The 24,659-nt window shown below is 72.7% G+C and carries 20 protein-coding genes; 5 read left to right on the top strand and 15 right to left on the bottom strand.

Features of this window, described 5'->3' with window-relative positions:
* Positions 1-5 precede the first annotated feature (5 nt).
* Positions 6-1,874, bottom strand: a complete 1,869-nt coding sequence (locus tag NP048_RS05880) for an acetolactate synthase large subunit (RefSeq protein WP_227577282.1) — start codon at positions 1,872-1,874, stop codon at positions 6-8.
* A 339-nt stretch (positions 1,875-2,213) separates the two neighbouring features.
* Entirely contained in the window at positions 2,214-3,095 is an 882-nt protein-coding gene (locus NP048_RS05875; RefSeq protein WP_227577281.1) for a UbiA family prenyltransferase, read from the bottom strand.
* A 51-nt stretch (positions 3,096-3,146) separates the two neighbouring features.
* On the opposite strand from NP048_RS05875, the gene NP048_RS05870 reads away from it, so the two are divergent.
* From NP048_RS05870 to NP048_RS05855, 4 genes are all read left to right on the top strand, one after another.
* Positions 3,147-4,226 carry a type III polyketide synthase gene (locus NP048_RS05870; protein WP_227581112.1) on the top strand — a complete coding sequence of 360 codons (1,080 nt, stop codon included), beginning with the start codon at positions 3,147-3,149 and terminating at the stop codon, positions 4,224-4,226.
* Positions 4,227-4,228: 2 nt separating this feature from the next.
* Positions 4,229-4,747 carry an isoprenylcysteine carboxyl methyltransferase family protein gene (locus tag NP048_RS05865; RefSeq protein WP_227577279.1) on the top strand — a complete coding sequence of 173 codons (519 nt, stop codon included), beginning with the start codon at positions 4,229-4,231 and terminating at the stop codon, positions 4,745-4,747.
* 6 nt (positions 4,748-4,753) lie between these two features.
* Positions 4,754-5,788, top strand: coding sequence for an NAD(P)/FAD-dependent oxidoreductase (locus tag NP048_RS05860; RefSeq protein ID WP_227577278.1), 1,035 nt, complete (start codon positions 4,754-4,756; stop codon positions 5,786-5,788).
* 73 nt (positions 5,789-5,861) lie between these two features.
* Entirely contained in the window at positions 5,862-6,515 is a 654-nt protein-coding gene (locus tag NP048_RS05855; protein ID WP_227577277.1) for an AMIN-like domain-containing (lipo)protein, read from the top strand.
* 16 nt (positions 6,516-6,531) lie between these two features.
* On the opposite strand, the gene NP048_RS05850 is transcribed toward NP048_RS05855, so the two are convergent.
* The 8 genes from NP048_RS05850 to ilvD (NP048_RS05815) all read right to left on the bottom strand — a co-directional run bounded on the left by NP048_RS05850 (position 6,532) and on the right by ilvD (NP048_RS05815) (position 16,406).
* Positions 6,532-7,521, bottom strand: a complete 990-nt coding sequence (locus NP048_RS05850; protein ID WP_227577276.1) for an ABC transporter permease subunit — start codon at positions 7,519-7,521, stop codon at positions 6,532-6,534.
* Positions 7,518-8,504 (bottom strand): ABC transporter ATP-binding protein, encoded by a 987-nt coding sequence (locus NP048_RS05845; protein ID WP_227577275.1) that lies wholly within the window; start codon positions 8,502-8,504, stop codon positions 7,518-7,520. The genes NP048_RS05850 and NP048_RS05845 overlap by 4 nt, the downstream gene beginning before the upstream one ends.
* A gap of 52 nt (positions 8,505-8,556) precedes the next feature.
* Entirely contained in the window at positions 8,557-9,132 is a 576-nt protein-coding gene (locus tag NP048_RS05840) for a pyridoxamine 5'-phosphate oxidase family protein (RefSeq protein WP_227577274.1), read from the bottom strand.
* Between the two features lie 19 nt (positions 9,133-9,151).
* A complete protein-coding gene (locus NP048_RS05835) occupies positions 9,152-10,237 on the bottom strand; it encodes an OmpA family protein (protein WP_227577273.1) in 1,086 nt (361 codons plus the stop codon).
* Entirely contained in the window at positions 10,234-10,767 is a 534-nt protein-coding gene (locus NP048_RS05830; protein ID WP_227577272.1) for a hypothetical protein, read from the bottom strand. Before NP048_RS05830 ends, NP048_RS05835 begins: the two co-directional genes overlap by 4 nt.
* Before the next feature lie 74 nt (positions 10,768-10,841).
* Positions 10,842-12,581 (bottom strand): glycoside hydrolase family 13 protein, encoded by a 1,740-nt coding sequence (locus NP048_RS05825; RefSeq protein ID WP_227577271.1) that lies wholly within the window; start codon positions 12,579-12,581, stop codon positions 10,842-10,844.
* Positions 12,582-12,831: 250 nt separating this feature from the next.
* On the bottom strand, positions 12,832-14,547 hold the full coding sequence (locus NP048_RS05820; RefSeq protein ID WP_227577270.1) for a carbohydrate-binding domain-containing protein: 1,716 nt from the start codon (positions 14,545-14,547) through the stop codon (positions 12,832-12,834).
* Between the two features lie 140 nt (positions 14,548-14,687).
* Positions 14,688-16,406 (bottom strand): dihydroxy-acid dehydratase, encoded by a 1,719-nt coding sequence (ilvD, locus tag NP048_RS05815; protein ID WP_227577269.1) that lies wholly within the window; start codon positions 16,404-16,406, stop codon positions 14,688-14,690.
* Between the two features lie 66 nt (positions 16,407-16,472).
* Between ilvD (NP048_RS05815) and NP048_RS05810 the strand changes: the two genes are divergently transcribed.
* Positions 16,473-17,003, top strand: coding sequence for a hypothetical protein (locus NP048_RS05810; protein ID WP_227577268.1), 531 nt, complete (start codon positions 16,473-16,475; stop codon positions 17,001-17,003).
* 7 nt (positions 17,004-17,010) lie between these two features.
* On the opposite strand, the gene ilvD (NP048_RS05805) is transcribed toward NP048_RS05810, so the two are convergent.
* The 5 genes from ilvD (NP048_RS05805) to NP048_RS05785 all read right to left on the bottom strand — a co-directional run bounded on the left by ilvD (NP048_RS05805) (position 17,011) and on the right by NP048_RS05785 (position 24,650).
* Entirely contained in the window at positions 17,011-18,873 is a 1,863-nt protein-coding gene (gene ilvD / locus NP048_RS05805) for a dihydroxy-acid dehydratase (RefSeq protein ID WP_227577267.1), read from the bottom strand.
* Positions 18,874-19,012: 139 nt separating this feature from the next.
* A complete protein-coding gene (locus NP048_RS05800) occupies positions 19,013-21,295 on the bottom strand; it encodes a beta-xylosidase/alpha-l-arabinosidase (RefSeq protein WP_227577266.1) in 2,283 nt (760 codons plus the stop codon).
* 120 nt (positions 21,296-21,415) lie between these two features.
* Positions 21,416-22,297 carry a carbohydrate ABC transporter permease gene (locus tag NP048_RS05795; RefSeq protein ID WP_227577265.1) on the bottom strand — a complete coding sequence of 294 codons (882 nt, stop codon included), beginning with the start codon at positions 22,295-22,297 and terminating at the stop codon, positions 21,416-21,418.
* Complete coding sequence (locus NP048_RS05790) at positions 22,294-23,280, bottom strand: carbohydrate ABC transporter permease (protein WP_372456820.1); 987 nt, start codon at positions 23,278-23,280, stop codon at positions 22,294-22,296. The genes NP048_RS05795 and NP048_RS05790 overlap by 4 nt, the downstream gene beginning before the upstream one ends.
* 65 nt (positions 23,281-23,345) lie before the next feature.
* On the bottom strand, positions 23,346-24,650 hold the full coding sequence (locus NP048_RS05785) for an ABC transporter substrate-binding protein (RefSeq protein ID WP_227577263.1): 1,305 nt from the start codon (positions 24,648-24,650) through the stop codon (positions 23,346-23,348).
* Positions 24,651-24,659 lie beyond the last annotated feature (9 nt).

The raw sequence follows: 24,659 nt of genomic DNA, 5'->3' as shown, positions 1-24,659 counted from the left end.
CTTCCTCAGTCCTCGCGGTCCCACGCGGGGCTGATGCCACGCGCGTACTGGATGGCGTCGTTGCTGACCCCGGCGGCGACCATCGGCCAGACCATGGCGTCGCGCGAGACCGTGAAGTCGACCACGACGGGCTGGTCGTCGATCTCCATGGCCCGCTTGATCGTCGCGTCGACGTCCGCCTTCGTCTCGCACCGCAGACCCACGGCGCCGTACGCGTCCGCCAGCTTCACGAAGTCGGGGACGCGCGCCGTGCCGTGCCCGGTGTTCAGGTCGGTGTTGGAGTAGCGCGACTCGTAGAACAGGGTCTGCCACTGGCGGACCATGCCGAGCGAGCTGTTGTTGATGACCGCGACCTTGATCGGGATCTCGTTGATCGTGCAGGTGGCGAGCTCCTGGTTGGTCATCTGGAAGCAGCCGTCACCGTCGATGGACCACACCGTGCGGCTCGGGTCGCCGACCTTCGCACCCATCGCCGCGGGCACCGAGAAGCCCATCGTCCCCAGCCCGCCGGAGTTGATCCAGGCGCCGGGCCGCTCGTACTTGATGAACTGCGCCGCCCACATCTGGTGCTGCCCGACGCCGGCCACGTAGATCGACTCCGGCCCGGAGATCTCCCCGATGCGGGAGATGACGTGCTGCGGCGCCAGGTGACCGTCCGACGGCTCGTCGAAACCCAGGGGGAACGTCTCGCGCCAGGCGTCGAGCTGCCGCCACCACGCCTCGAGGTCGGGCTTGCCGTGCTGGCCGTGCTCACGCTCGAGCTCCGGGAGCAGGTCCCCGATGACCTCGCGCAGGTCACCGACGATCGGCACGTCGACACGCTTGTTCTTGCCGATCTCCGCCGGGTCGATGTCCGCGTGCACCACGGTCGCGAGCGGGGCGAACGACGACAGCAGGCCGGTCACCCGGTCGTCGAACCGTGCGCCGAGCGCCACGACGAGGTCGGCCTTCTGCAGGGCCGCGACCGCGGCCACGGTCCCGTGCATGCCGGGCATGCCGAGGTGCTGCGGGTGCGAGTCGGGCAACGCGCCGCGCGCCATGAGCGTGGTCACGACGGGCGCACCGGACGCGTCCGTCAGACGACGCAGCAGGTCGGAGGCGCCCGAGCGGACCACACCGCCACCCACGTACAGCACGGGCCGGCGCGCCGTCGCGAGGAGACGCGCCGCCTCGCGGATCTGCTTGGCGTGGGGCTTGGTCACGGGGTGGTAGCCCGGCAGCGCGATGTCCTGCGGCCACGAGAACGTCGTCTGCGCCTGCATCGCCGACTTCGCGATGTCGACGAGGACGGGTCCGGGGCGGCCCGTCGAGGCGATGTGGAACGCCTCGGCGATGGTCCGCGGGATGTCGTCGGCGTCGGTCACGAGGTAGTTGTGCTTGGTGACCGGCAGCGTGATGCCGACGATGTCGGCCTCCTGGAACGCGTCCGTGCCGATCATGGAGGCGCCGACCTGGCCGGTGATCGCGACCATCGGCACCGAGTCCATGTTGGCGTCGGCGATGGCGGTCACGAGGTTCGTCGCGCCCGGGCCCGACGTCGCCATGGTGACGCCGACCTTGCCGGACGCGTAGGCGTAGCCCGCCGCCGCGTGCCCGCCGCCCTGCTCGTGCCGCACGAGGATGTGCCGCACCTGGGTCGAGTCCATGAGCGGGTCGTAGGTCGGCAGGATCGCGCCGCCCGGGATCCCGAACACGACCTCGACGCCCGCCTCCTCCAGGGAGCGGACGATCGACTGCGCGCCCGTGACCTTCTCGGGCCCGACGCGCCGCGGCGCGTCGGCCGGCGACTCGGAGGGGCGGGGCAGCCCGTCCGCGACCGGGCGCGCGGGGCGCACGGGGCTGCGGGGGGGTGCGGGATGGGGACCCTGGACCATCGTCGTCTCCTGCGGGTCGAGTGCGGGTGTGGTCGTCCGGTGCGAGGGGGCCGCGCCGGCCGGACGCCGGGCACGAAAAAGCCCCTCGACCCGAGGCACCGGGTTGGACGAGGGGCGAGCGCGCGCGACGAGCGACCTGTGCGGGTGGCGTCAGCCGGCGCGCTCAGGAAGTACTACGAGGATCATCTGCACGCCCGTACCCTACGCCCGCACCTGCGTGAATGTCACTTCCCTCTCTGGTGGTCTCACATGCTGGTTCACGCGTCCATGTTTCGGACCGGAGCGTGCTGGCCAGCACGCTGACGAGGGTCCGATCGTCGCGCGTGGCGTCCACCCCTGTCAGACCACCACGCCCCGGGCCCCGCCCGCCACGAGCGCGACGACGCACATCGCCGCCACGGCCATCGCCAGGGTGAAGGGCAGCCTGCTGCCCGACCGCAGCAGCCCGGCCGCACCCGCGGTGACGGCCACCACGACCGCCATGACACCCACCACCGCAGCGATACCGCGCGGCGCACCGGGCGGACCGAGGACCGCGACGACGACCGCGCACGCGAGCACCGCCGGCGCCAGCACCGCGGTCAGCCGCAGTCCCAGCCGGTGGGGCAGACCGCGGACGCCCGTCGCCGCGTCGTCCTCGAGGTCCGGCAGCACGTTCGCCAGGTGGGCACCGATGCCGAGCAGCGCGCCCACGGCGACCAGCCACCCAGCGGGCAGCCCGTCCCCCGGCCCGGCGAGCACGACGAAGGCGGGCAACGCGCCGAACGCGACCGCGTACGGCACCCACGACCAGGCCGTCGACTTCAGACCGAGGTTGTACGCCCAGCCCATCGCGACGACGACGGCGTGCACGACGGCCGCCGGCAGCCCGCACGCGAGGGACAGCAGCACGCTGACGACCAGCGCGGTGAACGCCGCGCGACGCAGCGTCACCGGTGTCACGGCGCCGGCGACCACCGGCTTGTCGGCACGGCCCACCGCGTGGTCGCGGGCCGCGTCGAGCCAGTCGTTGGACCAGCCGATCGAGAGCTGCCCGGCCAGGACGACCCCGAGCACGAGCGCCACCGTGCCGGCCGGGGTACCGACGGCGACCGCGAGGGCGGTGCACAGCGTCGTCACGACCACCGTCGGGCCGAGATGGCTCGCGCGCGCCAGCGCGACGACGGCCCGACCCACCGGCGGGCCGGCCACGCGCACTGGGTCCGTCGAGGTGTCCGGCACGGTGCGACCGTATCCCGCGCCGTCCGACGGCGCCCGTGGCACGATTCCGGAATGTCGCGTCTGCTCGCCGTCGCCACGGCCCTCCCGGGGCCGCCGCGCGACCAGCACGCGATCAGCGAGATCGTCGCCCCGATCGTCACCGGGGACGACGGGCGCGCGGGCCGGCTGCTGCGCCGCCTGCACGCCAACAGCGGCGTGCGCACACGCCACCTCGCGCTCGCGCCGGACGCGTACGCCGGCATCCGCGACTTCGGCCACGCGAACGACCTCTACCTGGCCGTCGGGACGGACCTGGCCGAGCGCGCGGTGCGCGAGGCCCTCGAGCGCGCGGCCGTCGACCCCGCCGAGGTCGACTTCCTCCTCTTCACCTCCGTGACGGGCATCGGCGCGCCGTCGGTCGACGCGTCCCTCGTGGGGCGACTCGGGATGCGCGGCGACGTCAAGCGGCTGCCCTCGTTCGGGCTGGGCTGCAGCGGTGGTGCTGCGGGCCTCGCGCGGGTGCACGACTACCTGGCCGGACACCCCCACGACACCGCGCTGGTCGTCTGCCTCGAGCTGTGCTCCCTGACGCTGCAGCACGACGACGCCGACGCCGCCGCGCTGGTCGCGAGCGGCCTGTTCGGTGACGGTGCGGCTGCAGCCGTCCTGGTGGGCGACCAGCACCCTGCTGCGGCGACCGCCACGGGTCCGCGCGTCGTCGCCACGCGCAGCCGCCTGTACCCGGGCACGCAGGACGCCCTCGGGTGGCGGGTGGGCGCGTCGGGCTTCCGCATCGTGCTGTCGGCCGACCTCCCGGACGTCGTGCGCGCGCAGGTCGCCGACGACGTCGAGGGCCTCCTGTCCGTCCACGACCTGAAGCCGGGTGACGTCACCCGCTGGGTCGTCCACGCGGGCGGTCCCCGCATCCTCGACGCCGTCCAGGACGCTCTTGCGCTCGCGCCTGACGCCCTCGACGCGAGCCGGGCGTCGCTGGCCGCCGTGGGCAACCTGTCGTCGGCCTCCGTGCTCGACGTCCTCGACCGGACGCTGCGCGGCGGCCCACCCGGCGACTCACCCGGTGTCGTCCTCGCGTTCGGCCCGGGGGTCAGCGTCGAGATGCTCCTGCTGCAGTGGTCCCCGACGGAAGGCTGAACGTGCTCACCCTCTACTTCGTGGTCGTCGGCCTCACCGCCGTGGAGCGTCTCCTCGAGCTCGTCGTGTCCGGCCGCAACGCGCGGTGGTCGTTCGACCGGGGCGGCGTGGAGAGCGGCCGCGGCCACTTCCCGGCCATGGTGCTCCTGCACACCGCCCTGCTCGTCGCGTGCGTCGTGGAGGTGCTGGTCGCGGACCGCCCGTTCCTGCCGTGGCTGGGCTGGCCCGCGCTCGCGCTGGTCGTCGCGAGCCAGGCGCTGCGCTGGTGGTGCATCGCCACGCTGGGCCCGCGCTGGAACACGCGGGTCATCGTCGTGCGGGACCTGCCGCTGGTCTCCCACGGGCCGTACCGGTTCTTCCGGCACCCCAACTACGTGGCCGTCGTCGTCGAGGGCATCGCACTGCCGCTCGTGCACACCGCGTGGGTGACCGCACTGGTGTTCACGCTGCTCAACGCGGTGCTGCTGCTGCGGTTCCGCATCCCTGCCGAGGAGCGCGCGCTCCAGACGGTGCCGGCGTAGGGCACCGTGCCGGACACGGACGTCCTCGTCGTCGGAGGCGGTCCCGTCGGGCTGGCGGCCGCGATCGAGGCCCGCCGGCGCGGTCTGGACGTCGTCGTCCTGGAGCCGCGGGCCGGCACCGTGGACAAGGCCTGCGGCGAGGGCCTCATGCCCGGTGCGCTGCGGTTGCTGCAGGGGTGGGACGTCGACCCGCCCGGTCATCCGCTCGTCGGCATCAGCTACCGGTCCCCCGGCGGGCACGTCGACCACCGCTTCCGCGGCCCGCCGGGCCGGGGCGTCCGGCGCACCGTCCTGCACGACGCCCTGCGGGGACGCGCCGCGGCACTCGGCGCCGTGACGGTCGGCGGGCGGGCGGACGACGTGCGGGTGACGCCCACAGGCGTCGTGGCGGGCGGCGTCTCCGCACGCCACCTGCTCGCGTGCGACGGCCTGCACTCGACAGTCAGGCGTCTCGTGGGGCTGGAGCCCGCTGCCCGACACCGTCGCGACGGACACCCGGACGGTCGGCGCTACGGCCTGCGGCGGCACTACCGGCTCCGCCCGTGGACGGACCTCATCGAGGTGCACTGGTCCCCGGCCGCCGAGGTGTACGTGACGCCCGTCGGCCCGGACCTCGTCGGCGTCGCCCTCCTCGGGCCCCGGGGGGCGACCCTGGAGGCGGCCCTGGAGGCGCTCCCCGAGCTCGCCGCCCGCCTGGACGGGGCGCACTGCGGGCCGGTGCGCGGGGCCGGGCCGCTGCGGCAGCGCAGCACCCGGCGAGCCGCCGGTCCCGTCCGGCTCGTCGGGGACGCCTCCGGGTACGTCGACGCGCTGACCGGCGAGGGGCTGCGGGTCGGGTTCGCGCAGGCACGGGCGGCCGTGGCGACGCTCGACGACCCGGCGGCCTACGAGCGGGCGTGGCGGTCTGCGACGCGCGACTACCGGCTCCTGACGTCCGCCCTGGTCGCCTGGGCGACGTCCCCGCTGCGCCCGACGCTCCTGCCGGTCGCGCGCCGGTCCCCCGCCCTGTTCGCGGCCGTGGTCGAGCGACTCGCCGCGTGACGCGCACGTCGAGGTCGGCGCGGTGCCGACCCCGTACGGTGGGCCGACGCGACGACGACGAGGACGGTGGAGCATGCGCACGACAGCAGGCCGGGTCGGCACGACGACCGGCGTGGCGCTCACCCTCCTCCTGAGCGCCTGCGCGGGCGGCTCGGGAGCTCCCGGGGAGACCGCGACACCGACGGCGGCGCCGTCGTCCGCCGAGCCGGCGCCGAGCGCGACGACCTCGGACAGCCCGTCGCCGGCCGCCTCCGCGAGCGAGGGGACCGAACCGACCGCCGGGCTCGGGGCTTTCACACCGCCCGGCACCGAGGCCACCACCGAGGGCGACGCCTCGGGGTACGTCGTGACCCAGGTGCGGACCGGCGAGCACGACGGGTACGACCGCGTCGTGTACGAGCTGGCGGGCGGCGAGGGCACGCCGGGCTACCGCGTGGGGTACGTCGACCGGGCCGTCGAGGACCCGAGCGACGAGGTGCGCCAGGTCGACGGCGACGCGATCCTCCAGGTCTGGATCATCGGGACGACCTACCCCTCCGAAGGCGGCCCCCAGGAGTTCTCGCAGGACCTGCGCCCGACCGGCGGTGACATCGCCCACGTCGTGCGGCCACTCACGTTCGAGGCGATGACCCAGTCGTTCATCGGCGTCGACGACGGACCACGGCCGTACCGCGTGCTGGTGCTCGCCGACCCCGTGCGCGTGGTCGTCGACGTCCAGGACGACTAGGTCCGGCCTGCCGGCGTCAGGTCACGTCGCGCAGCCGGAAGGACAACCACCCGGCCACCACCGCGAGAGCGACGAGCGTGAGCGCGACGAGCGCACCCTGCCCCGCCCCCACGGTGCGGGCGACGAGCTCGCACACCTCCCCTCCCGGCGCGTTCGCGTCGGCCACGCACGACGGGACGTTGTAGGTCGCGTGCCCCGCGGTCCACGCCCGGACGTTGGTCGACAGCGGCAGCCAGCGTGCCGACGGGAGGACGAGCGGCAGCGTGCTCTCGACCGCTGCGACCCACCACACGACGATGCCGGTCACCGCGGCGGCGTGCCGCACGGCGAACCCCAGGCCGACCCCCAGCACCGTTGCTCCGAGACCGACCGCGAACCAGCGCGCCGCACGCCCCGCGAGCGCCGCTGCGGTCGCACCGTCGACCGCGGTGTCGGTGCCGTGCCACGCGCTCACGGCCGCGAGTCCCACGACCACCACCACGACGGGGAGCAGCCCCACCACGACAGAGGTCGCGCACGCCGCGACGAGCTTGCTGACGAAGACGCGTCCCCGCCGCGGCGTGAACGTGAGCCACGTGCTCATGGACCCGGTCGCGAACTCGGCGGTGACGAGCCCGACACCCGTCATGAGCATGCCGATGACCACCATCAGCCCGACGGTCGTGACGCGCTGCTCGAGCAGGTGGGCCAGCCCGGGCCGGGACGGGAGGAACTGCTCGAGCACCGGCGACATGTCCGCGCACCCGAGGTCGACGCCGTCCCCGACCCCCGCCTCCTGCCGCTCGACGCACTGCGCGACGAGTGCCGCACCCTCCTCCTGCCACCGGTCCTCGGCCGCGGCGAGCGCGACACTCGCCGCGGCGACCTGCGCGGACGTCGGGGGGCGCGTGTCCCACCAGCCGATGATCAGGTGCCCGACCGCACCAAGCGTGAGGACGGCGACCACGCCCCAGACGTACGGCCTGGCGCGTGCCCGCGCGAGCTCGGCCCGCAGGAGCGCGGTCACCGCGCACCTCCCGCGGGTGCGTCGGTCGTCGCGGGGGGCCCGGGCGCACGGGCCGCGCCGGTCAGCTCGAGGAAGGCAGCCTCCAGGTCACGACGGACCACCTCCACCTCGTGCGCGTACAGCCCGCCGCGCGCGAGCACCTCGTTGACCTGCGCCCCGCCGGGCGACCCCGACACGAGCAGCGCCGTCCCGACCCGTCGGACCTGCCACCCGTGGGCCCGCAGCAGCGTCTCCGCGCGGTCGTGGTCGGCGACACCGACCCGTACGTCGGCCGGGCCGCCCGCGCCCAGCAGGTCCGCCACCGTGCCCTGCGCGACGAGCCGGCCGCGCGCCACCACCGACACGGTGTCGGCGACGTGCTCGACCTCGGCCAGGATGTGGCTCGAGACGAGGACGGTCCGCCCCTCGTCGGCGAGACCGCGCATCGTGGCACGCACGTCGCGGATCCCGGCCGGGTCCAGGCCGTTGGTCGGCTCGTCGAAGATCAGCAGGTCCGGGTCCTTGAGCAGCGTGGCGGCGATGGCGAGCCGCTGCTTCATGCCGAGGGAGTAGCGCTGGAACTGGTCCTGCCCGCGCTCACGCAGGTCGACCCTCTCGAGCACGGCCTCCACCCGCGTGTGCGGCACGCCGACCGCGGTGGCGAGCAGCCGCAGGTTGCGTCGGCCGGAGAATCCGGGCACGAACTTCGGGTTCTCGACGATCGCCCCCACACGCCCGATCACCTCGGGGAGGCGGGACGGCACGGGCGTGCCGAACAGGTGCACGGTCCCGGCGTCCGGACGCACGAGGCCCAGGAGCATGCGGATGGTCGTGGTCTTTCCGGACCCGTTGGGCCCGAGGAACGCGTGGACGCCACCGGCCGGGACCGTCAGGTCGAGGTGGTCGACCGCGACGACCTGCCGGAGCGTGAAGGTGCGGTAGGTCTTGCGCAGCCCGAGGACGCTCACGGCGGGCTCGCCTCCGGCCGTCCTCTCAGCAGTCATCCCCCCGGGCTACGGCGCGCGGGACGCCGGGCACGAGGTGACGCGGGAGGGTTCACCCGTCTGCGGGGTCCATGTCGAACGCGGGCAGGCCGTCGATGCTCGTGCGGTTCTTCAGCCGACGGTACGCGGCGCGCCCTTCGACGCCCTTGCGGGCCATGTACTGGGGCAGCAGGTCGCGCTCGCCGCGGTAGTCCATGAGGGGGACGCCGTACCCGCAGGAGTCGGAGACGCGCTCGACGTCCACGACGACGACCGCGCGCGCTCCCCGGGCCTCGTCGAGGTCCCCGTCGAAGCGTGCGAGCAGGTCGTCGAACCCGTCGTCGTACAGCGTGACGAACCGGCCGCGGCCGTGCAGCCGCACGATGTCCGGGGGGCCCTCGAACGCACAGAACATCAGCGTGATGCGGCCGTTCTGTCGCAGGTGCGCGATGGTCTCCGACCCCGAGGCGGTGAGGTCCACGTACGCGACCGTGCGCTCGTCCAGCACCGCGAACGTCCCGCCGACGCCCTTGGGCGAGACGTTGACGTGCCCGTCCGGCCCGCTGGGCGCCGTCGCCACGAAGAAGACGTGCTGCGCGAGGAGCCACGCGCGCATGCGGTCACCGATGGACTCGTGCACCTTGGCCATCAGCGCATCATGCCAGCGCTCATTCGCGTGTGACGGGCACGTCCGCGACCGGTGGCAGCGCGGCGTCGAGGACGACGTCCACGGGCCCCTCGTCGGACAGCAACCGGGGGAACGTGAGGACGAACCGGTGGACGGACGTCAGCCGCGTGCCGACCACCCGACCCTCCCCCAGCCAGTCGATCTGGCCGTGCCGCTTCAGCTCCGGGTACTGCAGCAGGGCCGCACGGTCGACGAGGGTCATGTCCCACGACCGGCCGTCGAGCGCGTCGTACAGGTGCGGCGCGTCCTGCGGGACGTCGCCGTCGAGGCTGAGCAGCAGCGACAGCTCGGTGACCGCACCCCGGACCTCGACACCCTCGACGTCGACCACGATGTCGACCCCTGGGTACGCGGGCGACGGGACGCGCGTCTGCGCGACGGAGTCCGCCTGCTCGGCCGGCACGCGCACCCGGGGCTCCACGTCCGTGCGCGGAGGAACGTCCAGGGACGGCGTGGGGGTGGCGACGGCCGCGGGATCCGGGGTGCCGTCGGCGGTGAACCGCAGCTCGACGCGCCGGTTCTGCGCGCGGTCCTCCGCGACGTCGTCCCCGCTCTCCTCGACCTTGGGGCGTGTCTCCCCGAACCCCTGGGCCGTGACGGACAGATCGGCGCGTGACGCCCGGACCGCTTCCGCGACCGTGGCCGCGCGGCGCTCGGACAGCTGCTGGTTGTGGTCGTCGGACGCGACCGTGTCGGTGTGTCCCTCGACGACGACGGCCGCACCCGACGGGACGTCCGCGAGCAGCCGCCCGACCTCGGCACCTGCGGCGGGTGACAGAGCCGCGTCGTCGACCTGGAACAGGATGTCCGTCGCGAGGCTCACGACCGTCTCCTCGGCCGTCGTCTCCTGGGTCGCCAGCGGCCGGACGCGCGCGTACTCCGCGAACGCCACCGTGTTGTACCCGATGCCGTCGGGGTCCAGCGCCCGGACCGAGTACTCGAGGTCGCGGGCCGTCGCCTCGGGGAAGTCACCCGGCGTCAGGACCGGCGACGGCGACGAGGCGGCCCCGGCCGCGAGCACGGCCGCGAGGGGAACACCGAGCAGCACGCGGAGCCGTGACGTCACGACCACGTCACCGGCACGTCGAGCACCGTGGGCCACTCGGGCGAGATGACCAGGTCGAGCGTCGCCACGTCGTCCTCCGGGGCGGCGAACCAGACCTGGTACAGGACGGGCTCCCCGACGGCGGTCTCCGACGCCACCGTGTCGGTCTCCCACGCCGACGAGGGCAGGCCCAGCGTCCTGTACTGCTTGAGGTGCTCCACGTCGCTCAGGACGGGCATGGTGTCGACCATGCGGTAGATCGAGACCCCGTCCTCCGGGTCGCCGTCCAGCGGGGTCAGCGCCACGCGCAGCTCCATCGTGGCGCCCTCCACCGTCAACGACTGCACCGCGACGCGCACGTCACCGGTGTACCCGTTGGTGCCGCGCGCCGTGAACTCCACGATCCCGCTGCCGTCGCCGGCGGTCAGGACCTGGGCCCCGCTCGCCGGGGTCGAGACCACGTCCGGCGTCGGCGTCTCGCCGCCGGTGCACCCGGCGAGCACCCCCACCACCGCCACAGCACCTGCGACGACCTTCCTCCACCTGCGCACGCGCCAACCACCCCTCGTCCTGTTTCGACCGGTTCGCGAGGTTATCAGGGTGCTCGGGGGCTACCGCCCACGCCTCACCCGGTCGGCGCAGCGGTGCGCAGCACGACGGCCTCCCAGGGCCGCAACGCCGCCGCACCCCCGGCCACCCGGGCCGGCTCGGCGTGGTTCCCCAGGACGACCTCGGCGTCGTCCCAGCCGGGCCCGACCTCGACCGCCTGCTCGTCGCCGCTGAAGCTGCCGAGCACGAGCAGGCGCACACCGTCGAGGGCCCGCGTGAACGCGTACACGTGCGGGTGCTCGGGCAGCAGCATCGTGAAGTCACCGAGCCGCACGACCGGGTCGTCGTGCCGCAGCGCGATCAGACGACGGTAGTGGTGGAACACCGACGACGGGTCGGCGCGCTCCGCCTCGGCGTTGACGGACCGGTGGTTGGGGTTGACGGGCAACCACGGCTCGCCGGTCGTGAACCCGGCGTGCCGCGAGGCGTCCCACTGGACGGGTGTGCGCGCGTTGTCGCGGCTCATCGCCATGAGGCCCGCCAGGACGGCGTCGTCGCTGACGTGCCCCTGGGCGCGCGTCTGCGCGACGTACCGCAGGGCCTCGATGTCGCGGTAGTCGTCGAGCGACCTGAGGTGCGCGTTCGTCATCCCGAGCTCCTCGCCCTGGTAGACGTACGGCGTCCCGCGGTGCAGGTGCAGCACGGTGGCGAGCATGGTCGCCGACTCGCGGCGGTACTCCCCGTCGTCACCGAAGCGCGACACGATGCGCGGCTGGTCGTGGTTGTCCCAGTAGAGCGAGTTCCAGCCCACGTCGGCGAGGCCGGCCTGCCAGCGGCCCAGCACGGCCTTGAGGTCCCGCAGGTCCAGCGGGCGCGGGTCGTACTTGCCGCCGGGGCCGTGGTCGAGGCCGACGTGCTCGAAGGTGAAGACCATGTCGAGCTCGCGACGGGCCGGGTCGGTGAAGAGCCTGCCGTCCTCGACGGTCGCGCCGGGGGTCTCCCCCACGAGCAGCAGCCCGTCGCGGCGGCCGTCGAAGACCTCGTGGTGCATCTCCTGGAGGAACTCGTGCAGGCGGGGCCCGTGCGTGTACTGCGCCGACCCGTCGCCCAGCGCACCCGTGGTCGCGGGCCCGTCGGCGAGCGACCCGTCCTCGCGCACGGCCTTCGAGATCAGGTTGATGACGTCCATCCGGAACCCGTCGATCCCGCGGTCCAGCCACCAGCGCATCATCGCGTAGACGGCCTGCCGGACCTGCGGGTTCTCCCAGTTGAGGTCCGGCTGCTTGCGGCTGAACAGGTGCAGGTAGTACTCGCCGGTCGCCTGGTCGTACTCCCACGTCGGGCCGGAGAAGAACGATCCCCAGTTGGTCGGCTCGGCACCGGGCGTGCCCGGCGCCATGCCGGGCCGGGCGGGGCGCCACCAGTACCAGTCGCGCTTCGGGGAGTCGACGGACGACCGGGACTCCACGAACCACGGGTGCTCGTCGCTCGTGTGGTTGACGACGAGGTCCATCACCACCTTGATGCCCCGGGCGTGCAGCGCGGCGACCACCTCGTCGAGGTCCTCCAGGGTGCCGAACAGCTGGTCGACGTCCTGGTAGTCGCTGATGTCGTACCCGTTGTCGTCCTGCGGGCTGCGGTAGATCGGCGAGAACCACACGACGTCGACGCCGAGCTCGACCAGGTGGTCGATGCGCTGCAGGACGCCGCGCAGGTCACCCACGCCGTCGCCGTCGGAGTCCTGGAAGGACCGCGGGTAGATCTGGTAGACGACCGCGCCGGTCCACCAGGGGGCGTCGTCGGCGGTGAAGGTCATGGCAGAGGCGCTCCTTCTCTCGGGGGTGCCTCGACCGTCGCACGACCGCCGCGCCCGCGCACGCGCTCCGCCTCGTCGCGGCGAGGTCAGGGCCCTTCGCCTCGGCCGGTAGGTCGTCAGGTCCCACCAGCGGAACCGGAACCCCGCCTCGTCGACGAGTGCCGGTACGCCGAGACGTCGAGGCGCGCGAACCGCTCCGTCGCCGGGTCGTGGTTGCTGGCCCCTCGTCTCACGCGGGCGGGCGTCCTCGTCAGCGCGGCGGCCACCCTCCCCAGCCACCGGGCGCAGGCGCGGTGCCCGCGGTGGCGGTAGCGACGACCGTGGCCGTGGACGCGTCGCCGGGCGTCTCGTAGTACCCGCCCAGCACGGGTCCCGCGGCGGTGCCGCCGACGGCGAGCCGGTACTGCGCGCCCGCGACGAGGGCGCTGCTGGACACCAGGACGTTGCCCTGGGCCTTCATGGTCCGGAACGAGACGACGACGGTGCCGTCCGCCGCGAGCACGTGCATCAGCGTGCCGGCGGGCTGCTGCGAGCTGAGCGAGACCCAGGTCTGGGGCGACGTGGTCGCCGGTGTGGCCACGTGCCCGCCGTGGCTCGTCCCGACGATGGTCCCCCCGGTGACCTGGAAGTCCCCGGTGACGTCCAGGGCGGAGTTGACCCACTCGGTCGAGCCGTCGACGTACACCGTGCCGCCCGAGATCGCGCCCGTCCCGTTCGAGTCCAGGCCGTCACCGACGGCCGAGTGCAGCACGAGCCGGCCGCCGCTGACCGCGACGTGGACCCCGGGCAGGACGTCCATCGAGTCGGGCGCCGCCGGGTCGGCCGCGTTGATCGCGTCGTCCGTCGCGGTGACCTCGATCAGGCCGCCGGAGATCTCGACGACCTTCGACTCCAGCCCCTCGACGGACGTCCTGACGACCAGCGCACCGCCCGAGATCGCGAGCCGTTCGCCGGCGTCGATGCCGTCCTCGCCCGTCGCGAGCGTCGCGTTGCCGGACGCGACGGCAATCGTCCCGTCGGAGTGGACGGCGTCGTCGATCGCGTCCACCACGAGCGCGCCGCCGCCCAGCACGACGGACACGTCGCCGACGAGGCCCTTCGCACCCTCCCCCGTCCCCGCGGCACCGCCGCCCGCGGTCACCTGGAGGTCCCCGCCGGAGACGACCACGTCGGACGCGGCCGTGACGCCGTCGTCCCCGGACGTCACCGTCGTCCCGCCGCCGGCGACGTGCACGAACCCGGCCTCGGGCGCGTCGTCGTCGGACTTCAGGCCGTCGCCCGCCGCCGTGACGTCGAGGCTACCCCCGGTCACCTGGAGGTAGTCCTTGCCGCGGACGCCGTCGTCGGCGGCGCGCACCGTGATCCTCCCGCCCGCGACCACCAGGCCGTCCTTGGACGCGATGCCGTCGTTCGCGTTGCCCACCACGGTCAGGGCGCCGCTCCCGGCGATCGTGAGGTCCGCCGAGGAGAACAGCGCGGCGTTCGGCTCGTCCACGCCCTCGGGGTAGGTGTACGTGGCGGGGTCGGTCAGGGTGTTCGTCGAGCCGTCGGCGAGGACCACGGCCACCTCGCCGGCGTCCTGGACCTGCAGCGGCGAGGTCGTGCCGGACGTGATCGAGGCGCCGTCGAGCACCACGCGCACGAGGCCGTCGCCCGCCGACGCCACGACGAGCGCGCCGTCGGCGAGCGTGCCGCTGACGCGGTACGTGCCCGGCGCGGCGATGGTCACCGTGCCGCCGTCCGCGCTCGCGCCCTCACCTGTGACGACCGCCGACGCGCCCGTCAGCTCGATCGTCGTCTCGCTGCCCGCGTCCCAGTCCAGCACGTGCGCGGTGTCGTGCACCGGCAGGTTGGCCCCGAGCGCCTCCTCCACCGCCGGCTCCGCCGCACCCGCTGCGGGGGCGGTCCCGACCAGGCTCGTCACGATCAGCCCGGCGACCGCTGCGGCCGTGGTTCCTCGTCGCATCGTTGCTCCTTCGTCCCGTGTGCTGCCCGCACACGGGACCCAGGGAAGCGGTTCACAGCCGTCCCGTCTGGACTGCGAAACGTTCAGGCTTCGCGGCGAAAGTGCACGCACGCCCGGGCGAACGGCGCTCGGGGCGCCGCTCAGCCCAGCACGGCGCCCTTCGACGCCGACTGCACGAGCTTCTGGTACTTGCCGAGCACGCCCCGGGTGTAGCGCGGGGGCAGCGGCGTCCAGCCCTCGCGCCGCGCGGCGAGCTCCGCCTCGTCGACCACCAGGTCGAGCGTCGCGTGGGCGACGTCGAGGCGGATGCGGTCGCCGTCACGGACGAACGCGATCGGACCGGCGTCGACGGCCTCCGGCGCGATGTGCCCCACGCACAGGCCCGTCGTGCCGCCCGAGAAGCGGCCGTCGGTGACGAGCAGGACGTCCTTGCCGAGACCCGCGCCCTTGATGGCACCGGTGATGGCCAGCATCTCGCGCATCCCCGGGCCGCCCTTGGGGCCCTCGTACCGGATCACCACGACGTCACCGGCCTGGATCGTGCCGTCCTCGAGCGCGTCGAGCGCGGCACGCTCGCGCTCGAAGACGCGCGCGGTCCCCTCGAACACGTCGGAGTCGAAGCCGGCGGACTTCACGACCGCGCCCTCGGGGGCGAGCGACCCGGACAGGATCGTGATGCCGCCCGTGCGGTGGATCGGGTTGTCGAGCGCCCGCAGGATCTTGCCGTCGGGGTCCGGCGGGGCGATGTCGGCGAGGTTCTCCGCCACCGTGCGCCCGGTGACCGTCAGGCAGTCGCCGTGCAGCAGGCCCGCGTCGAGGAGCGCCTTCATGACGACGGGCACGCCGCCGACGCGGTCGACGTCGTTCATGACGTACCGGCCGAACGGCTTGAGGTCACCGAGGTGCGGCACGCGGGCAGCGACCCGGCTGAAGTCGTCGAGCGTCAGCTCGACCTCGGCCTCGTGGGCGATCGCCAGCAGGTGCAGCACCGCGTTGGTCGAGCCGCCGAACGCCATGACGACGGCGATCGCGTTCTCGAACGCCTCCTTCGTCATGATCTGACGCGCCGTGATGCCGCGGCGAAGCATCTCGACCACGGCCTCGCCCGACCGGTGCGCGAACTGGTCGCGGCGCCGGTCCGCCGAGGGCGGCGCGGCCGACCCCGGGATCGACATGCCGATCGCCTCGGCGACCGACGCCATCGTGTTCGCGGTGTACATGCCGCCGCACGCGCCCTCGCCCGGGCAGATCGCCCGCTCGATGCGGTCGACGTCCTCGCGCGACATCAGGCCGCGCGCGCAGGCCCCGACGGCCTCGAACGCGTCGATGATCGTCACGTCCTTCTCGGTGCCGTCCGACAGCTTCACCCAGCCCGGCATGATCGAGCCGGCGTAGAGGAACACCGACGCCAGGTCCAGGCGCGCCGCAGCCATGAGCATGCCCGGCAGGGACTTGTCGCAGCCGGCCAGCAGCACCGAGCCGTCCAGGCGCTCGGCCATCATCACGGTCTCCACGCTGTCCGCGATGATGTCGCGGCTGACCAGCGAGTAGTGCATGCCCTCGTGGCCCATCGAGATGCCGTCGGACACCGAGATCGTGCCGAACTCCAGCGGGTACCCGCCCGCGGCGTGCACGCCGTTCTTCACGGCCTTGGCGAGCCGGTCCAGCGACAGGTTGCACGGTGTGATCTCGTTCCACGAGCTCGCGACGCCGATCTGCGGCTTCGCGAAGTCCTCGTCCCCGAGCCCGACGGCGCGCAGCATGCCGCGCGCGGCGGTCGCCTCGAGCCCGTCGGTGACCTGCCTCGACCGCGGCTTGATGTCGATGCCCGGTGCCGGCTGCGCGTGCGATGACGTCATGCGCCGACCCTAGCCACGGCGCACGCACGGCGCCGGACGGGGCGGCGACGGTGTCAGGATAGGGACGTGACCATGCCCCTCACCGCCCGTCGCCCGTGGATGATCGCACCGCTCCTGTGCGCCGTGCTCCTGTCCGGGTGCTCGCAGGACGGTCCCGCCGACGCCGCGAGCCCGACCCCGACGCCGACCGCCGCACCGAGCACCACCCCGCAGGCGCCCCCGGCCGAGGCCGGACCAGCGGCCCCCGCCGACGACGGCGGACCGGAGGCCAGCTTCCGCACGTGGCTCGCCGCGAGCCGCGCACCCGACGCGGCCACCGCGTGCGCCTACATGACTCCCGCGCTCGCGCAGCGCATGGTCGACGAGATCGGCGCCGTGTTCCCCGGCGTCACCGACTGCCCGTCCATGATCGAGGCGACGGCGGCGTTCTACGCCGCCGCCGGCCAGTCGTCCGAGACGGTGGTCGAGCTGCGCGAGGAGACCGCCGACAGGGCCGTGCTGCACGTCACGTACTCGGCCGGCAGCTGCGGCCTGGTGGTCCTGCAGCCGGGCGACGGCCACTGGGTCCTGGACGAGCGCTCCGACGAGACCTGCTGACGCCCGCTCAGGGGCGCCGCAGCCGGCTCACGTCGCGCACGGCACCCCGGTCGGCGCTCGTCGCCATCGCCGCGTAGGCCTGCAGCGCGGGCGACACGTAGCGGTCGCGGTCGACCGGCTGCCACGGGTTCTCGCGCGCCTCCATCTTGGCGCGACGCTCGGCGAGCACGGCGTCCGGCACGTTGAGGCGGATGAGCCGCGTCTCGACGTCGATCTCGATCTCGTCGCCGTCCTCGATGAGGCCGATCGTGCCGCCCGCGGCCGCCTCGGGGCTGATGTGCCCCACGGAGATACCCGACGACCCGCCGGAGAACCGGCCGTCGGTGATGAGCGCGCACACCTTGCCCAGGCCGCGACCCTTGATGAACGACGTCGGGTACAGCATCTCCTGCATGCCGGGGCCGCCCGCGGGGCCCTCGTACCGCACCACGACGACGTGCCCGGGCTCGACCTGCTTACGCAGGATCTTGTCGACCGCCTCGTCCTGCGACTCGCACACCAGCGCGCGCCCGACGAAGTGGAAGACGTCCGGGTCGATCCCGGCGGTCTTGATGATCGCGCCGTCCTCGGCGAGGTTGCCCCGCAGGACCGCCAGGCCGCCCTCGACCGTGTACGCGTGCGCGACGTCGCGGATGCACCCGTTCGCGGCATCGGTGTCGAGGGACTCCCAGACGTTCGACGTCGAGAAGGCCTGGGTCGTGCGCACGCCGCCCGGCGCCGCGAGGAACAGGTCGAGCGCGCGCTGCGTCGCCTTGCCGCCCCGGACGTCCCAGTCGTCGAGCCACGCCCGCAGCGTCGGGGTGTGCACGCTCGTCACGTCGTGGTCGAGCAGCCCGCCCCGGTCGAGCTCGCCCAGCAGCGCCGGGATCCCGCCCGCACGGTGGACGTCCTCCATGTGGAAGTCCGGGTGGTTGGGCGCGACCTTCGACAGGCACGGCACGCGCCGGCTGATCGCGTCGATCTCGTCCAGCGTGAACTCGACCTCGGCCTCCTGCGCGGCGGCGAGGATGTGCAGCACCGTGTTGGTCGAGCCGCCCATGGCGACGTCGAGCGTCATCGCGTTCGTGAACGCCGCCTTGGTCGCGATCGAGCGCGGCGCCGCGGTGTCGTCCTCCTCGTCGTAGTACCGACGCGCGAGGTCGACGATCGTCCGACCTGCCTCGAGGAACAGCTCGCGGCGCGCGGTGTGCGTGGCGAGAGTCGAGCCGTTGCCGGGCAGCGACAGCCCGAGCGCCTCGGTGAGGCAGTTCATCGAGTTCGCCGTGAACATGCCGGAGCACGAGCCGCACGTGGGGCACGCGTTCTCCTCGACGCGGCCCAGGGCCTCGTCGGAGACGCCGTCGTCGGCCGAGTAGTTGATCGCGTTGACGAGGTTCAGGGGCGTCTTCGCGATGCCGTCGGCGACCACGGCCTTGCCGGCCTCCATGGGCCCGCCGGACACGAAGATCACCGGGATGTTCAGCCGCAGCGCCGCGTTCAGCATGCCGGGGGTGATCTTGTCGCAGTTGGAGATGCACACGATCGCGTCGGCACAGTGCGCGTTGACCATGTACTCGACCGAGTCGGCGATCAGGTCCCGGCTCGGCAGGGAGTAGAGCATGCCGCCGTGCCCCATCGCGATGCCGTCGTCGACGGCGATCGTGTTGAACTCCTTCGCGACGCCCCCGGCCTCGCGGATCGCACCGGCGACGAGGTCGCCCATGTCCTTGAGGTGCACGTGCCCGGGGACGAACTGCGTGTACGAGTTCGCGATCGCGATGATCGGCTTGCCGAAGTCCTCCGTGCTCATGCCGGTCGCGCGCCAGAGCGCACGCGCGCCGGCCATGTTGCGACCGTGGGTCGAGGTACGAGAGCGCAGTGGACGGCTCATCGCGGGGGTCTCCTTCGCACGGGTGACGACGCCACCTCGCGGTGACGCCCCGACACGCTACTTCGGCACGTCGCACGGCGTGTCGCGCGTCCGACCTGTGATCCGCCGGCGACCCCTGCTCGGACCGCCGGCGGACGTCTCAGAGGACCGTGACGCCGGTCCAGCGCGGGTCGTCGAGCGTCACGGGGTAGACGTCGCCGGCGAGCACGACGCTCGCCTCGACGTCGCGCTGCGCGCAGGACGACCCGACCCACAGCTCGAGCTCGCCCGGCTCGACGACACGTCGGCCCGAGCGGTCGGTGAATGCCAGTCGCGCTGCGGGGACCGCGAGCAGCACGTCGACGCTCTCGCCCGGCTCGAGCTCGACGCGGTGGTAGCCGAGGAGCTGCGCGACGGGCCGCGTCACGCTCGCGACGACGTCCTTGCCGTACACCTGCACGACGTCGGCTCCCGCACGGTCACCCGTGTTGGTCACCGTGACGGTCACCGTCAGGCCGCCGCTCGTCGAGGCCCCGGGCGCGACGCGCAGGTCGGTGCGGGTGAACGTCGTGTACGACAGGCCGTGCCCGAAGGGCAGGGTCGGCACGGTGCTGAGGTTGGTGACGTCGCCGTCGCCGCCCAGCGCGGGGTGCAGGTAGGTGTACGGCTGCGCACCCGCGGAGCGCGGCAGGCTGACGGGCAGCCGCCCCGAGGGGTTGACGCGGCCCGTGAGGACACCCGCCAGGGCGTTGCCGCCCTCCTCGCCCGGGAAGAACGCCTGGACCGCTGCGGCGCACCGGTGGAGTGCCCAGTCGACCGCGTAGGGACGCCCGGTGAGCATGACGAGCACGACGGGTGTGCCCGTCGCGAGCACCGCCTCGACGAGCTCGCGCTGGACACCGGGGAGCTCGAGGTCGTCCCGGTCGCAGCCCTCGCCGACCGTGCCGCGGCCGAAGAGGGCGGCGTGGTCCCCGACGACGAGGACGGCGACGTCCGCGGCGCTCGCCGCAGCGACAGCCGCGTCGAGGCCCGAACGGTCGTCGTCGTCGACCGCGCAGCCCGGGGTGTACGTGATCTCGCCGTCGCTGTGCTCGCGCCGCAGCGCCTCGAGGACGGTCGGCGTCTCGATGCCCACGGCGGCGTCCGGGTGGTGCGCGAGCACGTGGTTGAGGAACGAGTAGCAGCCGAACAGCGCGGCAGCGCGGTCGGCGTTGGGGCCGATCACGGCCACGCGGGCGTCCGGCGCGAGCGGCAGCGTGCCGTCGTTGGTGAGCAGCACGAGCGAGCGCTCGGCGAGCAGGGCCGCGACCTCGCGGTGCGCCGGGGAGTCGAGGTCCACCTCGGTGGGGGGCTCGTCCTCGAACGTCGCGTCGAGCAGGCCGAGGTCCTCCTTCTGCGCGAGCGCACGCAGCACCGCCCGGTCGACCAGCGCCTCGTCGACGGCTCCGGCCCGCACCGCGGCGGCCAGCGGCTGGAGGTAGGCGTCGCCGGTCGGCAGCTCGATGTCGACCCCGGCCGCCAGGGCCTGGCCCGCAGCCTGGCCCAGGTCCGCCGCGGTGTGGTGCAGCAGCTGCAGGAACGCGACTCCGAAGTAGTCGGCGACCACGGTGCCGTCGAAGCCCCAGCGGTCACGCAGCAGGGTCGTCAGGATCTCGTCGTTGCCGGCCACGGGCACGCCGTCGATCTCGTTGTAGGCGGACATCACGGAGCGCACGCCGCCGTCCAGCACGCCCATCTCGAACGGCACGAGCAGCACGTCCGCCAGCTCGCGGCGGCCGATGTGGACGGGGCCGAAGTTGCGGCCGGACTGGGACGCCGAGTACCCGACGAAGTGCTTGAGCGTGGCGTGCACGCCCGTCGACTGCAGCCCGCGGACGTACGACGTGCCCAGCGTGCCGACCAGGTAGGGATCCTCGGAGATGCACTCGTCGACGCGACCCCAGCGGGGGTCGCGGATGACGTCGAGCACGGGGGCCAGACCCTGGTGGATGCCCAGCGAGCGCATCGACTCCCCGATGAGCTCGCCCATGCGGGTCACCAGGTCGGTGTCGAACGACGCACCCCAGGCCAACGGCGTCGGGAACGTCGCGGCACCCCAGGCGGACAACCCGGTGAGGCACTCCTCGTGCACGAGCGCCGGGATGCCGAGGCGCGTCTCGTTGACGAACCACCGCTGCTTGTCCCACAGCCAGGCGGCGCGCTCGGCAGCGTCCACCGGGCGGGTGCCGTAGACGCGCGTGAGGTGGCCGAGTCCGTCCTGGATCGAGTCGTCGAGGCCGCGGGGGGCCTCGAACTCGCCCTGGAGGGGTGCGACAGCCTCGCCCTCGCTCTTCTCCCAGAAGCCGACGATCTGCGCCAGCTTCTCCTCGAGCGTCATGCGGGCCAAGAGGTCACGCACCCGCTCCGAGACGTGGGTGCCGACGGGCAGCTCGAGCTGAGTCACTGGACTGTCTCCTTCGGGTGCGCGTCCGCCACGGTGCGGGCACGGGCCGTCCGGGGCTCCGTGCGCACGGCGCACGGAGCCCCCGGACAGACCAGGGTGGGGATTGCCAGGGGGAAGGGCTCAGCCCTTCACAGCCCCCTGCAGACCGCTGACGATCCGCTTCTGCATCGTCAGGAAGAACACCAGCGCCGGGATGACCGCGAGCGAGGTGAACGCCAGGACTCCGGCCGTGTCGGCCGAGTACTGGGTGGAGAAGTCCGCGACGCCGAGCGGCAGCGTCTTGAGCTTGGGATCGTTGAGCAGGAGCAGCGGGAGCAGGTAGCCGTTCCAGGAACCCACGAACGCGAGCACACCGGTGGTCACCATGCCGGGCCCCGACAGCGGGATCAGGATCCGCCAGAAGAAGCCGATGCGCGACGCGCCGTCGAGCATCGCCGCCTCCTCCAGCTCGTTCGGCAGCGCCATGAGGAACGGCCGCAGGATGACGATCGTCATCGGCAGCGCGAACGCCGCCTGCGGCAGCGCCACACCCCAGTAGGTGTTGGTGAGCTGCAGGTCACGGACCATGAGGAACAGCGGGATGATCGCGACTGTGAGCGGGAACATCAGGCCGATGACGAACACGTTGAACAGCGCCTGGCGCCCCTTGAAGCGGTAGCGCGCCAGCGGGTAGGCCGCCATGACACCGGCGACCACGACGATCGCCGTCGTGACGCCGGCGATGATGACCGAGTTGAGCGCGTACTGCCAGAAGCTCCCGGACGTCAGGACGCCGGTGTAGTTCGTGAAGATCCACGGGTTCGGCAGCCCGACCGGGTTGGCTCCGAGCTGACCGTTCGAGCGGAAGCCGCTCAGGACGGCGTACACGACCGGAGCCAGCGTGATGCCGGCGACCAGGACGGAGGCGACGTAGACCCACGGGCTGACCGAACGACGGCGCTGCGAACCGGACCGGGCGGCCCCCCGCGAGCCGCGTGACGGCGGGGCGACGACGGAGGTCATCGGGACACCTTCTTCCGGCGCTGCTTCGGCTTGTCGTCTCCCGAGTCGCGGTTCATCACGAGCTTCTGGAAGAGACCGGCGATGACGAACGAGATGACGAAGAGGATGATCGCGACCGCGGACGAGTAGCCGTACTGGCTGCGCTCGGTGCCCTGGCGGATCAGGTAGGTCGCCATGGTGGAGGTCGCGTTGTCGGGACCGCCCTTGGTGAGGATCCACACCATGTCGAACAGCTGCAGCGAACCGATCATCGACAGGAACATCCACGTGCGGATGGTCGGGCCGAGCAGCGGGATGGTGATCTTGCGCTGCGTCTGCCACCAGCTCGCGCCGTCGATCGACGCGGCCTCGTGGAGCTCCTCGGGAACACCCTGGAGGCCGGCGAGGAGCAGGACGATCGCGAGACCGCAGTACTTCCAGGTGAGGACGCCCATGACGGTCCACAGCGCCACGCTGGAGTTGGCGAGCCACGACTGCGTCACGCCGCCGAGGCCGATGGCCTCGAGGAACGCGTTGACACCGCCGGACGGCTGCAGCAGCAGCTTCCAGATGACACCGGCCACGACCTCGGCCAGGACGTAGGGGACGAACACGATGACGCGCATCGCGGTCTGTCCCGGGAACTTGCGGTTCAGCAGCAGCGCGATCAGGACGCCGATCGGCAGCTGGATCGCGATCGACAGGACCGCGATCGTCAGGTTGTTGGTCACGGACCGCTGGAAGACGGTGTCGCCCAGCGCCATGACGTAGTTCTGGAAGCCGATGAAGTTGTCCATCGGTCCGAGGCCGTTCCACCGGAACACCGAGTAGCGCGCGGCCTGGACCACGGGCAGCAGGACGAACGTGGCGAACAGCAGGAGCGCGGGCGCGACGAAGAAGAAGATCTCGAGGCGCTTGCGCCATGCGTTGGACGACGCTCCGCGCCCCCGCGGCCCGGGGGCCACCGACCAGGCCGTGGCCTGGCCGGTGGCACCCGGGTTCACTGCGGTGGCGGCAGCAGCCCTGGTTGCGTGCCCCCTTCGGGGGGTCAGGTCTCCTGCCACGTCGGTCACTGCTCGAGTGCAGCTGCGGACGTGATCGCGTCGACGATGCCCTGCGACGTCCCGTTCGAGTTGAACACCGACACGATGGCGTCGTTCATGGCACCACCGATGTTCTCGCCGAAGGCCGTGTCGAAGTACAGCTGGACGTACGGCGCCTCGTTCCGGAAGCTCAGCAGCTGAGCAAGCTCAGGCGCTGCGACGAAGGCCGTGGCCGACGGGAGGGTCGGCAGACCCATGTCGAGCTCCGCGAACCGCTTCTGCTGGTCGCTTGCCAGGAGGAACTCGATGAAGTCGACGCAGACGTCGGGCGACTTCTCCGAGCACGCCCACGCGTCACCGCCACCGAGCTGCGCGGCGGGGTCACCCTCGCCACCCGAGACCTCGGGGAAGGGGAACCAGCCGGTGTCCTCGCCGAGGCCCTGCTCGTCCTCCGTCAGGCCCTGCATGACGCCGGGCTCCCAGTGGCCGGCGAGCTCCATCGCGACCTTCCGGTTCGCGAGGAGGCCGGAGGCCGACTCGGGCGTGCCCTGTGCCTCGGTGGCCTCGAAGCCCGTGTTGAACGGCTGCTTCGAGATCAGCTCCTCGAGGCTCTCGCCCGCACGCACCCAGCAGTCGTCCGTGAACTCGAACTTCTGCGTGGCCGCCTCGAGCGCGTCCTTGGAGCACTGGCGCAGACCGAAGTAGTACCAGTAGTGCGCCGCCGGCCAGCCGTCGCCCGCACCGACCGAGATGGGCTCGATGCCCACGGCCTTGAGCTTGTCGACAGCGGCGTACAGCTCGTCCATCGTCTTCGGGTTCTCGGTGATGCCCGCCTGCGCGAACATCGCCTTGTTGTACCAGAAGCCGACGACGCCGATCGAGAAGGGCAGCGAGTACACGCGGCCGTCGACGGTCCAGCCGTCGACCGAGCCACCGATCGCCGAGATCGTGTCAGCGGCCGACTCGGTGATGTCCTTCGTCAGACCTGCCTCGACGTGCGACTTGAGCTCGCCGCCGCCACGCTCCATGTAGATGTCGGGCGCGGAGTTCGTCTGGAACGCGGCGTCGAGCTTGGTCAGCATGTCCTCGTGCTGGAGGGCGCTGACCTCGATCGTGACGCCAGGGTGGTCCGACTCGAACTTGTCGGCCAGCTCGTCGTAGTAGTCCTTGCCAGCGCCGGTGTTCGAGTTGTGCCACCACGTGAGGGTGACATTCTCGTCGCCGGAACCATCCGTGGCGTCGTCGCCGGCGCTCCCGGAGCTGCAGGCGGTGGCGATCATCGCTACCGCTGCGCCGAGCGCGACCGCGCGCAGTGCCGCAGTCCTCTTCATCTTTGAATC

The organism is Cellulomonas xiejunii (assembly GCF_024508315.1).
Lineage (GTDB): Bacteria > Actinomycetota > Actinomycetes > Actinomycetales > Cellulomonadaceae > Cellulomonas > Cellulomonas xiejunii.
This window is presented reverse-complemented; position numbering and strand designations above follow the sequence as displayed.